13 protein-coding genes and 2 pseudogenes are annotated in these 12,722 nt (G+C 59.3%); 9 read left to right on the top strand and 6 right to left on the bottom strand.

From position 1 onward, the window contains the following. From AKU94_RS10595 to AKU94_RS10575, 5 genes and pseudogenes are all read right to left on the bottom strand, one after another. Positions 1 to 255, bottom strand: a pseudogene (locus AKU94_RS10595) (hypothetical protein); the annotation flags it as partial. Then, complete coding sequence (locus AKU94_RS10590) at positions 256 to 1,563, bottom strand: HipA domain-containing protein (RefSeq protein WP_050527251.1); 1,308 nt, start codon at positions 1,561 to 1,563, stop codon at positions 256 to 258. Next, on the bottom strand, positions 1,560 to 1,850 hold the full coding sequence (locus AKU94_RS10585) for a helix-turn-helix domain-containing protein (RefSeq protein WP_050527250.1): 291 nt from the start codon (positions 1,848 to 1,850) through the stop codon (positions 1,560 to 1,562). Before AKU94_RS10585 ends, AKU94_RS10590 begins: the two co-directional genes overlap by 4 nt. Before the next feature lie 748 nt (positions 1,851 to 2,598). Continuing rightward, positions 2,599 to 3,459, bottom strand: coding sequence for a hypothetical protein (locus tag AKU94_RS10580; RefSeq protein WP_050527249.1), 861 nt, complete (start codon positions 3,457 to 3,459; stop codon positions 2,599 to 2,601). Next, entirely contained in the window at positions 3,459 to 5,054 is a 1,596-nt protein-coding gene (locus tag AKU94_RS10575) for an ankyrin repeat domain-containing protein (protein ID WP_050527248.1), read from the bottom strand. Before AKU94_RS10575 ends, AKU94_RS10580 begins: the two co-directional genes overlap by 1 nt. A gap of 354 nt (positions 5,055 to 5,408) precedes the next feature. On the opposite strand from AKU94_RS10575, the gene AKU94_RS10565 reads away from it, so the two are divergent. Next, the gene (locus tag AKU94_RS10565; RefSeq protein ID WP_050527246.1) at positions 5,409 to 6,665 is read left to right on the top strand and encodes a tyrosine-type recombinase/integrase; all 1,257 of its coding nucleotides are present in this window, start codon (positions 5,409 to 5,411) and stop codon (positions 6,663 to 6,665) included. A 36-nt stretch (positions 6,666 to 6,701) separates the two neighbouring features. On the opposite strand, the gene AKU94_RS10560 is transcribed toward AKU94_RS10565, so the two are convergent. Continuing rightward, complete coding sequence (locus tag AKU94_RS10560; protein ID WP_232295748.1) at positions 6,702 to 7,298, bottom strand: hypothetical protein; 597 nt, start codon at positions 7,296 to 7,298, stop codon at positions 6,702 to 6,704. 280 nt (positions 7,299 to 7,578) lie between these two features. Between AKU94_RS10560 and AKU94_RS10555 the strand changes: the two genes are divergently transcribed. The 8 genes and pseudogenes from AKU94_RS10555 to AKU94_RS10520 all read left to right on the top strand — a co-directional run bounded on the left by AKU94_RS10555 (position 7,579) and on the right by AKU94_RS10520 (position 12,681). Next, positions 7,579 to 8,571 (top strand): helix-turn-helix transcriptional regulator, encoded by a 993-nt coding sequence (locus AKU94_RS10555; protein ID WP_050527245.1) that lies wholly within the window; start codon positions 7,579 to 7,581, stop codon positions 8,569 to 8,571. Between the two features lie 325 nt (positions 8,572 to 8,896). Continuing rightward, positions 8,897 to 9,145: a helix-turn-helix transcriptional regulator gene (locus AKU94_RS10550; RefSeq protein ID WP_050527244.1), complete on the top strand. Its 249-nt coding sequence runs from the start codon at positions 8,897 to 8,899 to the stop codon at positions 9,143 to 9,145. Beyond that, positions 9,142 to 9,405, top strand: coding sequence for a hypothetical protein (locus AKU94_RS10545; protein ID WP_232295747.1), 264 nt, complete (start codon positions 9,142 to 9,144; stop codon positions 9,403 to 9,405). The genes AKU94_RS10550 and AKU94_RS10545 overlap by 4 nt, the downstream gene beginning before the upstream one ends. Beyond that, positions 9,402 to 9,797 carry a VRR-NUC domain-containing protein gene (locus AKU94_RS10540; RefSeq protein WP_050527243.1) on the top strand — a complete coding sequence of 132 codons (396 nt, stop codon included), beginning with the start codon at positions 9,402 to 9,404 and terminating at the stop codon, positions 9,795 to 9,797. The genes AKU94_RS10545 and AKU94_RS10540 overlap by 4 nt, the downstream gene beginning before the upstream one ends. After that, entirely contained in the window at positions 9,794 to 10,753 is a 960-nt protein-coding gene (locus tag AKU94_RS10535) for a helix-turn-helix domain-containing protein (RefSeq protein WP_050527242.1), read from the top strand. The genes AKU94_RS10540 and AKU94_RS10535 overlap by 4 nt, the downstream gene beginning before the upstream one ends. Positions 10,754 to 10,758: 5 nt before the next feature. Continuing rightward, positions 10,759 to 11,277, top strand: a pseudogene (locus AKU94_RS20905) (DNA cytosine methyltransferase); the annotation flags it as partial. Continuing rightward, on the top strand, positions 11,270 to 12,019 hold the full coding sequence (locus AKU94_RS20415; RefSeq protein WP_050527240.1) for a hypothetical protein: 750 nt from the start codon (positions 11,270 to 11,272) through the stop codon (positions 12,017 to 12,019). The pseudogene AKU94_RS20905 and the gene AKU94_RS20415, both read left to right, overlap by 8 nt. Then, a complete protein-coding gene (locus AKU94_RS10520; protein WP_050527239.1) occupies positions 12,016 to 12,681 on the top strand; it encodes a hypothetical protein in 666 nt (221 codons plus the stop codon). Before AKU94_RS20415 ends, AKU94_RS10520 begins: the two co-directional genes overlap by 4 nt. The last annotated feature ends 41 nt before the right edge of the window (positions 12,682 to 12,722 follow it).

Below are 12,722 nucleotides of genomic sequence, written 5' to 3'. Positions count from 1 at the left end.
GTCTTCGAGCGTCCGGCGCACAGCATTGCCAAGCGCGCCCGAGGAGGTGTCGATATGCTCAAAAGCGGGCCAAATTCGCTGGGCCAGCGCGATGACGCCTTCGGCGGCGGCGGTCGGGTCTGTGCGGCCGACCGCGCGGATCTCGGAGCTTGCAGACTTTAACCGCTCAATGGCCTTGGCTGACGACTTCCAGCTGTACGCGCCCGCGCGCATACCCGGTTTGAACGCCCATTTGTGTGTCACCTTGCCGGCCATCTACAGCCTCCCCGCCATGCGCAGCGCATTTCCTTCGACAGTTTCCGCGGTTTGCGTGACATAGCCCTCTGTCGCACCCTGAAGTGCTGCCACCTCGGCTGTTACCTTCACCCTGCATGCCACCAGCTTGTCGACAAGTTCCTGGACCCGGTTTCTGACATCGGTCGGGCGATAGCCAATATCGCGCGCCACCTTTTCCCAATGCCGTCCCGCAATCATGTCCGGGGTGCGCTTCTTGCCCGCGATACCCTGGGCGTAACTCTGAACGACATGCGGCCAAGGCAGGACAGAGGACACATCGTAAAGCGGGGCAAGGCGCGGCGCGGCTGCGACCGGCAGGATCAGCGAATAATTCTTGGCATGGGCATCAGTGTTGGCGACCAGAATGTTGAAGATAACCTGATCAAGCAGGGCAAGGGCATCATTTGCGCTGACGTTCCGCCCAGTTTCCAACAGCATCTTGAGGTCCAGCCCGCGCAAAGTACCACGCTCATATTTCCGCCCCGGAGGAAAACCATTGGCCTGTGCGAAATCCTCTTGGTGAAGCCGCAGGATCTGATCATTCCGCCCGAGCCTGCGATCATAGCGCAACACGCCGATTGCCGTGCGGCCGGATGCCCTGAGGATCGTCGCTTGCGCAGCCTCGATGCCGATGGCCTGCGCCATTCGCAGACACCAGACTTCGTTCTCGGTGATGCCCGGCAGATTGCGATTGTCCGGCTTTACGATCAGTGTGGACGGGGCACCGTTGAGGGGAATAGCGAGCACGTCATTCGGGCCGGGCAAGCGCAGCACAGGCACGCCGCCCGAGTCAAGGACAGCCAAAGCCGACTTCTTCTGGCCACCCGCGAGGGACTGGCGCACCCCCTCCTCACCCACCAGAAATGGTCTCCGGCCAAGGTCTGCGAAGTGGCGTTCCAGTGCTTCAGGCGCATCGTCGGTGCCGTAGAACTGCGTCAGCGGCGTATAGGCCCAACGAATGCGGTCCGCAGGCTCCCCGAAGGACAGAGCCCCCGCGGTGTCCCCGCCAATCTCTTTCAGCACGGCCAACACATCGGCCTGATCCAGCCCCAGCGAGCGTGTCAAAACCTGAAGCTGTTCTTCCTCGGGGAGAAGGTTGGCAAGCCAGGGCGAGATGACCTCGGACGGATAGGGCTCGGCGCGCAAGGGCATGGTGACCGAGAGTGGGAACGCCCCTGCGGTCTGCAGCCACCTCTCATCGTAGCGCAAAGATAGCGTGCCATCAGCGGCAACATCTACATGTCCCACTTGAAGCGCATCAAACCAGATCGGAACCGAAACTGTCACTGGTAATCCCCAAGGTCATAGCCCTGCGACGCGTCTTTCGTCTTGGCGTCCGGGCCGGGAGGCGTATCATCCAACAGGGTCGAGAGAGACACGCGCAACGCCGCCGCAATCTTGGCCATCGTCGTCAGCCTGGCGTCACGCTTCCCCGTCTCGATCAGTGACAATGCCGGAGCACTGATCCCGGTGAGGCGCGCAAGCTGGTCGAGGTTGAGGCTCTGCTCAGCACGGATCGCCCTGATGCGCCGCCCAACATCGGCAAGAAGCTTCTGATCGTTTTCGGTTGACATGGCGAGGCTCCTTACCCTTCTCGGTAAGGATAGATCAAAGTGTGGGATCGCTCAAGAGTTCTTATCGTTATCGGTAAAACGGAATTAGATTGGGCTAGGCGCGGACACGGTTTACCTTATTGGATAATCTTTTCTGGCTTTGCCTCGGCCATCCGCTCGCATCATCTCGGGCGCGTCAAACCCCGCGAATGCTGCCCAATGTCGTCGAATGCCGCTGACTGCGCGCCAATGCCGTTTTTTAGGCGCGGTGTTGATGTGGCGTTGATGTAAAACGCAAAACACCCTACGGTATAAAGATACCACAGGGTAAGCGTTTGTATTATTTAATAAATTTGGTTGCGGGAGTAGGATTTGAACCTACGACCTTCAGGTTATGAGCCTATGGACCCGGATTTTCACTAGTCTTTTCAAATCAGTAGCTTAGAATGCAAGCCTTTGAAATAGCAAACTCTTGCGGTCATCGTTCGGCTGCATTGGGCGGATTTTCGAGTATCGGAGCGGACTGGAATGGAGCAAAATGGCATACGTTGGTTGAGGTGACGTTGAGGCAAAAAGGTTTCCTGATCATTTTGCAATCACGACGACCCATGTCCGAATTCGGAATCTGCACCTTTATCCATAGATCAGAAATACCTAGCCTCATGTCACGTCTCAGAGAAGACTGGCAGCAATATTGGAGAACTATGCAGTATCGGTGAATGAGGCGCGCCAGACTGTTTCTCCCGGCGCAACCAAAGAGAATCGCATGTTATTCGATCCGGGGAAGCAGAGGGGCGTCCACAGGGGTAATCAGAGTGCTGTCCTTGATCTCAGGCAACGCTGGATCGTAACCAGCACAACTTGGTGGAGAGAGATCGTTCATCAATACCCGATCCGACACGCATCGCGCATACGCGCGATCTTTGCCAGTTAAGGCAGCAACCATATCCTCGTATGACATCAGACACATAGCCTCGCTAACTTGCGCAGGCTCCTTTCCGCGCAAGGCTGCATCCAGCGCCTCGAGGTCGCGCAACTGCTGACATCCATCGTTCAGATCATACGCAACTGAACCTAGAAAAACGGCCGTCCCAACGAAGGGGATTGCCTCCAGTGCCTCAGTCGAAGCATCGCGGCGGATCGACCGCACTATACGTCCCCTGAGCCCTCCCACCGCTTCCATCGCCCGTTGGCGGGTTTTCCGCGTGTCATCAATATCTATTACCATTTCTGCGATCCGGCGATCCTTCTGTTCTAAATCGGCAATGAGCGCTCGGCTGCGGATATTTGCCTCATCAAGCTGAGCGCGCACATGGGTAGTCTCGGTCCTAGCTGAGCCGAGATCAGATCTGACCTTGCGAGCTTCAGTCGTCGCCGCGTCGGCCTGTGCCCGTGTCCGCGCTGTTTCGGCTTCCATCTCCGTCCGGCTTTTTGGCCGATGTACGCTTATTTCGTCTGAGACCAGTTCCGCTGCTCCCCAAACGAGCCGTCCCAAAACATCGTAGACTGTGTTGGAAACCAGCGTGGCAATATTCAATGCAAACAGGAAAACGACAAGCGAGAGTCCAAGAACCCATTTACGGACGAAACGAATTAAACGCGCAAAAAACATCAGGAAGTAATGCGTCATTATGGGCACCGCTGCTTTAGGATTGCCAGCGGAGATAATATCTTGCCGCTCTTATCGTTGACAGATTCTGTCATTAACGTTTTGTTAGAGCGAAGTGCCGCTTCAACCGTCACCCCGGATTTGGATTGGCCACAAGGTTTTTTCGAATCTTCCAACAAATACAAGAACGCATCTGCGTCTGCAAAGTTTCCTGCGGCGAACATCAGCGGCGTGTTGCCTTCGTCGTCCTGCTCATCGGCAGAAAACCCATATTCTATAAGGAAAGTAAGCGTGTCAAAGTCGGAAGTGCGTGAAGCGGCCATATGTAACGCTGTACGGCCCATATCATCACCAATCTGCTTCACAAACCGCCCCCTCAACGCACGCATCACATACCCGACCAGATTCTCTTGCGAAGCTTGTGCTTCAAGCAACATCAGCAAGGTCTTCGGCTCTGGGGCAATGAGCGCCCTGTGCAAAGCCGTGCGTCCGCCTGTTGTTGCGTTATTTACCACCCCGATGCTGACATCCTGCGCCATCGTGTCCGCACCAAAAGCAAGCAAACTCAAAATGAACGTCTCGCGCACTTCATCCTTCCGGTCCGCCGCCATTTGCAGGGCGGTGATGCCACGGTTTTTTCTCAATCTTCTTTTTTCTTCTTTGAACAGCGCGTTGGGATCAGCTCCCCAGGCTAAGAGATGAAGGGGAACGCCAGGTGAGACGCTTGTTTCGGCAGCAAGATGCAGTGCTGTTTTACCCGTCGAGTTTCGTTTCTCTAGCAGAGTCATGGGGCTATCTGCTGTTGCAATAATATGGTCGATGATCCAAGCATCCTGCGCGTGTGCGGATGCGAGATGCAGCACGGAGTTGCCATCCTCATCGACAGCAATGAGTTGGTTAGCATCAGTCAAGCACGCAACTACCAACGCCTCGTCCGCTTTTGCGAAGAACGCCGCTGTTAGAAAATTATCGCAATTGGCATTCTCAGCGGGTTTTTCATGCTCGTAATGCTCCAAATAGATGTCTGGCCACGTCCCTTCGGAAAGCAGGATCGCATTGATCACCGTTTCTGGCTTACCCAAAGCGATATCGAGCGGAGTGCGATCCTTTTCATCAACGTCTTGCCAATAGCCAGTTGCAAGTAAAGCAGCGACGAAAGGCCAGCCATCTTCTCGCGCAGCAGCCAAGTGCATTGGCGTTTTCCCGGCATCTTGTGGGTTTACTTCCGGCTCAATTGTATCCGTCAGACCGCCGACATTCTTTGACAGAACAAAGATATTTATAGGGTTTAGCGCTTCTGCCGCAGCGATGTGACCTAGGGTCCATCCCCGCGAGTCCCTCTCCGACAGGGCAATGTCGTTCACTCCATCTGGAAGGCTTTCAATCAGGTAGTCCAAGACCAATGGGTCGATATCTGACGAAACCGCAGTCATGAGCAGGTTATAGCCCCGTCCATCCGTTTTACGGATGACCTCCGGGCTCTTCTCCACACACTCAATGACGTCCTCCCGGAGTGCGTTTTCCAAAAACTCACGCGCGTTGAGCTTGGAGCAATCAGCAGCTGCACCTTCAGCCGCGGCAAATATAATTAAAAGAGCCAATTTCAGTGTGTTCAATCCGATATCCTCGCATCAATAACCACGGCTTCTATCGCAGATCGGGTGGCCGCATGGCAACCTTTTCATAATTTTGTAAATCGTCCACCCTAAATGAGTATTCTGCTTTCGGGGCGTGGAAAAATTGATACGTGCCGCGACGCGGCTTTGACCGCTTGCGAAGTATCCTGCGTGCGCAAAGTTGTACCGGAGCTTGAGCATCATTCTGCAAGTAACCGCTTTAGAGGTCGGCTCCGGAATACCCCTCCCCTCCCCAATTCCGGTCTCCGCCTGCATTCCGGCCCTTTCGCCATGCTTTGCTTGATAAGGGCGCGAATCTACGCCTGTGTCGGACGAGCAGATGGGGAGATATCCATGGTCAACAGGCTGAAACTGAATGAGAAAACCGTCCGAGAGGCTGAAAACCTGGGGCGCGACTACCAGATCTTCGATACCGACGTGCGCGGGTTTTCGATCACCATCTACCCTTCGGGCAACAGATCATTCACCCTCGACTACCGGGTCGGTGGACGGCAGCGGCGGATGACCATCGGGCGCTGGCCGGAATGGAACACAGTGGCCGCACGCGAACGGGCGAAGGAGCTGCGGCGCGACATCGATGAGGGGATCGATCCGCTCAGCCAAAAGGAATCTGCGCGCGAGGCGCCGCGGGTCAGTGACATGATCACGCGCTATCTGGCCGAACATACTCCGCACCTTGCCCCGCGCAATGCCGCCGACCAGCATACGATCATGCACAAATTGGTGGCTCCGGACTGGGGCAAAAAACTGGTGACCGAGATCACCAAATACGATGTGGAAAAGCTGTTGAACAAGATCGCGGCAGGGCGTGCAAGGCCGTCAAAGGCCAAGCCAAACAATCGCGCCCGCAAGCTGCAAGGGCCAAAACCTACACCGGTGCGGGCAAACCGCGTGGGCGAGGTGCTGCGCAAGATGTTCACGCTGGCCATTGGCTGGGGTTGGCGCGACGATAATCCGGCCGCTGCATTTCGCCGCCGGGTCGAGAATGAACGCGAACGGTTCTTGACGCCGGAAGAGATCGGCCGTCTGGCCAAAGCGCTGGACGCCGCGAAGGACCAGCGCGCGGCGGGGATCATTCGGCTTTGCATGCTAACCGGCGCACGGGTTGGCGAGGTGCGGCAGGCGCGGTTTGAACAGTTCAATCTGGACCTTGGCAGCTGGTCAAAACCTGCCGCCACCACCAAACAGCGCAAAATTCACCGCATTCCGATATCAGGCGACGTGGCGGCGATCATACGCCAACGTGGTCTACTGGTACCACGCGGCAATCCGTGGCTGTTCCCCGGCGATACCCCCGGCCAGCCTGTACAGGAAATCCGCCGGTTCTGGAAAGCGATCCAGAAGGATGCTGAGCTGCCGGAGGTTAGGATCCACGACCTGCGGCACACCTTTGCATCGCTGTTGGTCAGCGGCGGTGCATCGCTCGAGATGATCGGCAAACTGCTGGGTCATACGCAAATGCAGACGACCCAGCGTTATGCCCACCTGATGGATTCCCCCCTGCGCGAGGGGGTCAATGCTGTCGCCAACATCTTCCGGCCCCGGCCACAGCTGGTACATGATGCCGATCAAGAACAGAAAACAGCCTGAAAGGGGGCCACACTTGGCCCCCTTTTCCAACGCCCGTTACTCCTGTTCGCGTAATGCACGCCAGATCGGTGCGATCTTCTTGCGCGTCGTGCTTTCCTCGGGGATTTCACCCGTTGGCGAGTTCTGGGCGAACCAGTCCTGCACTTCAGTGATCAGTTCACCTTGGGTCGCGGGCAGGCCGTGGTCGTTGATGCGGCGAAACAGCATGATGTTGGCCCCTTCCCAATCATAGCGCGGTGCAGCCCCGGCCGAGGGGGATGGGCGACGCATCACATCGCGCTCCTCTTCAAACTTCCCCACTTCGTCGCCCAGAAGCATCAAATCGCTCAGCTTGACCAACACGCCATCCGCTGGTTCGGTGATGTATTGCCATTCGACACTGCCCAGGATTCGGACGCGGAAGACCCGGCACTCCTCATCGCTCGCACCGTGACGGCGGAACATCCGCATCATGTCGGCGGCGTTGACTGCTACGATTCCGGCTATCGGCTGTTTGCCGCAGATCACCGAAGCGATGCTGGTAACCAGGCAAAAGTGGTCCGTCGCGGCCCAGCCCGCGATATCCGCAAGGCTACGATCCCAGCGGTTAGAAATCTCGGTCATGGAATAAAAGGCTCTCGGTGGCATGTTCATCTGGGGTGATCCTTTTGGCAATTCGCGACGGCGGTGTCAGCGACCGGCCTTTAAAATCGCATTATGAAACAGTTACTTGCGAACAAGTTATTGGTTCGATACTGCGCATCGAGGCGTCCACTCCGGCCATGCCTTCAGAGCCGGGTGGCATGCGCCCCGGTGCTCTAAAACCCTGCTTGGAAGAATCGTCTCGATCTGACCCCATCAAGCTACTCGCCTTTTAGATGCATTTGCACTACCCATCCCCGACAAGAACGGACAGTGAACAAAGATAGATCAAATGCGTCTCAGCAAAGCCCTCAATATCATGCGTTTAGCCGAAGAAGCCGCTGCCCGGCCGGATGGAATTTCGCTGGTGCAGATCACCGAAACCTTCGGCGTGAACCTTCGCACGGCCCAGCGTATGTCGCGCGCGCTCGAGGTTGCCTTTCCGACCGTACAAACCCGCGTCGACAAGGACCGGCGCAAATGGTGGCAACTGAGAGACCACCCGCTGCTGCAGATGCAGGGGATCCGCGACAGTGAATTGTCGGCCCTAGAGATGGGCATTCGGCGTGCCGACCGCGAAGGGGCGGCAACCGAGGTAGCGGTTTTGAAAGCATTGCGCAGTCGCCTGCTGGCGACCATGCCAGCTCCCTTCGCCCGGCGCGCTGAGGTCGATGCAGAGGCGGTGCTGGAAGCCAGGGGCCACGCCTGTCGTCCGGGGCCACGCGCGCAAAATACCCCACAGGTCATCGTGTCTATCGAAGCTGCCCTCAAAGGGCCTTTCATGATGTCGTTCGACTATACCGGCGCGCAGGATGCGGCCCCTCGATCGCGCGTGATCGAACCCTACGGCGTGCTGGTTGGCATGCGTAGCTATCTGATCGCGCGCGAGCCCGCCATCGACGCGAAGTACCGGCATTTCCGGCTCGACCGGATCAGTCATATTAAAGTACTGCCGGATTCGTTCAAACGCGACCAGGCCTTTGATCTTGCCACCCATGCCGCACAGGCATTTGGATCCTATCATTCATCAGCCGAATACGGCCCAGTGATTTGGCGGTTCGCACCCTCGGCGGCACCTGTCGCGCGCGATTTCGTCTTCCATCCAGACCAGCATGTAGAAACCGAAGAGGACGGCAGCTTGATCGTTCGCTTCACAGCGGGCGGTTGGCTGGAGATGGCCTGGCATTTGTACCAGTGGGGCAACGCTGTTGAAGTAGTCGCGCCTCTTGAGTTGCGTGCCATGGTGGATGCCCATCGCCGCGGCGATTTTCCGGCACTTCCCTGAACCGGCGCGGTCGCCCGACCCTCAACCGGAACAAGCCTTTGCCGGGCTTCAGCCGCTCTGCTCCGATCCATGGTGTCGAAAGCCAGAGTAAATCGGCCACCACGTCGATCATGCTAACATATCTGCCCGGCGTGACCGGAAACAGCGGAACGGCGCTGGGCAGCTTTTCCTGTCTGCCTTCCGGACAAAGCGTAAAATATCAATAAAATAAGGGCGGAATTGGTTCCGGCGTTTCAATTCCGGTCTCCGCCTAGGTTCCGCCCCTGACCATCTGCTTGGCTATCTCCGAATCCGGCATCTGCCGAGTTCAGGATAGGAGCTTGATATGCAGACCACGGTCCCTGCCCCGCAGGACAAACCTCTAAACCTCTTGGCCGACTGGATCAGCCGCGAACAACTGGCTGGTGAACTCGGGCTTGCCAGCGATACCCTCGCCAGATGGGAGGCCCGCCAGCTTGGCCCGCCTTGCACCCGGATTGGGCGAAAGGTGCTCTATCGGCGCGCGTCGGTCCAAGACTGGATCAGCGCACAGGAACAAAGCCGCCCGGCCAAGACACGACGGGGGCGGAAATGACCCAAGCCCTGTCCCACCCGCTTACTGCTGCGCCAACCGCTAGCAATTGGATGCTGGATCGACTGACCGAGGCGCGCGGCGTCTTGGCCGATACCACGCAGCATCCGGACACGCTGGTCATCCTTGCGGCACGTGTCGTCGTCGGGCAAACCGGCGATGCCGGTGAATGCGCCGATGCGGTCGAGATGCTGCGCTTGCTGGACCGACGCCCTCTCCACGCTATCGCCACTGCCGCCTTCCCGAAAGGCGGTGTCGTATGAACCGGCGCAGCACACCCGAGGCCGATGCCCAGCGCGCCATCGTGCAGGCACTGCGGTTTGCCCTGCCCCGTGATGCCATCATTCATCACTGCGTCAACGAGGTCACCGAGGCCGGGCCCCGCGGGGCCAAGCGCCAATCGATCCTGGTCGGCATGGGCGTGCACGCGGGTTTCGCCGATCTAATCGTGATCTCTGGCAACCGCGTGCTGTTTCTGGAGGTCAAAAGCGAAACCGGCCGATTGCGCAAATCGCAGGAGGTGTTTCGCGACACGGTCTGCGCCCAAGGCTTCGGCTGGGCGCTGGTGCGGTCGGTCGACGATGCGCTGGGCGCGCTGGCAGACAACGGCTTCACCAGTCGCGCGCAACTTCCAGTACGGAGGGTCGCGCCATGAGCCACAAGGCGACCGTCTGGGCCATCCAGCAACGCGGGTTGAAGCCTGCCACCAAGATCGTGCTGTGGTTCCTTTGCGACCGGCACAACCCGGATTTTGGCTGCTTTCCGACGCAGGCGCGGCTGGCCGACGATGCGGAAATGTCGATCTCGGCGCTGAACGACCACCTCGCCAAGCTGGAAGATCTGCGTCTGATCCACCGCGTCCGCATCCATGATCCGCGCACCCACAAGCGTCAGGCCACCCGCTACATCCTGGGGTTCGAGGATGGATTTCCACAAGAGCCAACTCCGGAAACCGGAGACGGGTTTAATGGAACGGACGAGGAACATGACGACAACCCAACTCCGGATTCTGGACATGGGGCCATCTCCGGGTTTTCGGCAAACCCATCTCCGGATTTTGCCCAAAGCCATCTCCGAAATCCGGAGACTAACCTTGTAAGAGAACCCTTAAGTAAACCTGTAAAGGAGGAGGAGGACGCACGCGCGAAAGTTTCGGATGATTTTTTTGCAGAGCTGCTCACCGCACTGGGCTTTCCCGCCAACGCCACGCTGCCCGCCTGGTGGCAGGGCTGGCCTGCCAAGCTACACGTCCAGCGCTGGATCGATGATCTCGGGCTGACCGAGGACCGGATCATCGAGGTGGCGACCGAGAGCCGCGGCGATCATCCAAATCCGCCCGATGGCCCCAAGGCGCTGGACCGGTTCATGGAACGCGCGGCCCAGCGCGATGCACAAGCTGCCGCAAGTGGCATTGGTCGCAACGCCAAGCGCAGCCGCAAGCCCCAAGTCAAGCCGGTGCTTAACCCGGATGAACTGGCAAAATTCTATGCGGACATCGTCAACTCGGACAAGTTTCTGCCGCCCAGCATGATCAGCAACGCCATGTGCGGGGCGATGCTGACGCGGAGACTGGTGACCACGGAACGGTTGCGCCAGCGAGGGGTGCTGTGAATGGCATGGTGTCACGTCCCCGGCACGGATTGTCCCTCTGCGCAGGCGGCGGAGGCCTGGATATGGGCCTCATGCTCGCCGAACCCTGCTTTCACTCCCGCGCCTTTGTCGAATGGGAGGACTGGCCCCGAGCAGTTCTCATCGGTGCCCAGCGCGCAGGCTATTTCGCCGCGGCCCCGATCTGGGATGATCTTCGCAGCTTCGATGCCCGCCCCTTTCGCGGTGCCTTCGACACCGTGCTCGCTGGATATCCCTGCCAGCCCTTCAGTGCTGCCGGAAAGCGCGGTGGCACCGACGATCCCCGCCACCTCTGGCCCGAGGTCGCCCGGGTTGTCAGGGAATGCAGCCCCGAGTGGGTGTTCCTCGAAAACGTGCCCGGTCACGTCACCCTTGGCCTTGAAACCGTACTGCGAGAGCTTTGGGACTTGGGCTACTCGCCTGCGGCGGGTTTGTTCTCGGCGGCAGAAGTCGGCGCGCCGCATCAGCGGCTGCGCATCTTCATCCTGGCCCACACCGATGAGCCTACATCCCGGCACGGATCGGTACAATCCGGCGGGGAACAGCGATTTCACCCGGAAAGCCGAAGCACTGGCGCTGGGCATCACCAACAACTGGTCGACACCCAAGGCTACGGACGGCGCGAAGGGTGGGCCGGGCCAGAGCTATGGCTCGGGCGAGATGCCGCCCCTGCCAGCGCAGGCGGCGCAATGGCAAACGCCGGTGGCGGACGATCAGATGGACCGGCTGCGCGGCAAGATCAACAGCCGGGGCGAGCCGAAGCTGTCGGCGCAAGCGCTGCAATGGCCGACCCCGGCGGCGCAGAACTGGAAGGGCAGCAGCCCGGCCAGTGTGACCCGCGCGGATGGCAAGAGCCGGATGGACATCCTGCACTACCGAGCGGAGCAGGGCTTCACCCGCCCAGCCCCGGCGATCATGCCGGATGGGCGGCGGTGCTCATATCACGCCCCGATCTCGCGCCCGCTCTGGGCTTCGATGATTGCCTCGCATGGGCGCGCCGCATGTCGGCGGATCCTGAAGGGCCGGTCGCGGCGGCGGCTGAACCCGATCTTCGTCGGATGGCTGATGGGCTGGCCCATCGGGCACGCGCTTTGCGTCTGCTCGGCAACGGAGTTCACCCACTGGCAGCAGCACATGCGTGGCGCGCTCTCGCGGCTGCCCATGGCCTCGGGCCCGTGGATCTGGCGGCCTACTGCGGGGACGGAAGGCCCAGCGCAGATGGATTTCCTTGAGGGGCTGCTGCAATGAGCGTCCAAGGACGGATCGGTCGTTCGGGCGGCAGCAAGGTCAAACGTGCGCTGGGCGTCCAGGCGGCACTGGAATGGGCGTTTCGGGTCGAGCGGGCGCAGCTGGAATTGCCGCCGCCAAAAGACGTGACGGAGGAAGGGTTTGGCTTTGGCCTCGAATACGTCCTCCTCCAGCGCGCCATACTTGGCTGCAAAGTGGACGGCGGGCAGCACAAAATGGGCAGTTACACCCACCCAGACGCAGAGGTGATCGCCGCCACCGTTGCCGGGATCCCCGACAGCCTCGGCGGCATCCGCATGGCGATCAGCGTGGCGGAACTGGCAAGGGCCGGGCTGACCCCTGACTGGATGCCCGGCGTCGTCCCGCGATGTGTGCCGGTGGAAACTAAGCGCAATCAGCACGGCGAGCGGTCGACCACGGTGGTGATTGGCACTCAACGGGTGCTGACGCGAGGCAAATGGCGCACAGTCGAGGTCCTGGTCTGCCCGGTCACATGGCGGCCGCATCCAGAGCAGATCGCGTCTGCTCGTCGCGGCTATGACGATTGGTGGCAGGCGCTCGATTGGGTGCGCGATGGGCTGGTGGTGGGGCGGATGCTGCGAGATATCGACGTTACAGGCGCAATGCCAAAGGTGCGTCCATGGCTATCACGTAGAAACTAGCAGTCAGTAGGATTTCACGGGTTGCCGTTGGCGTAACTCAG

This window comes from Pseudorhodobacter aquimaris (assembly GCF_001202025.1).
GTDB classification, from domain to species: domain Bacteria; phylum Pseudomonadota; class Alphaproteobacteria; order Rhodobacterales; family Rhodobacteraceae; genus Pseudorhodobacter; species Pseudorhodobacter aquimaris.
The sequence above is the reverse complement of the archived record's forward strand: the minus strand, read 5'-3'. Positions and strand labels throughout refer to the sequence as shown.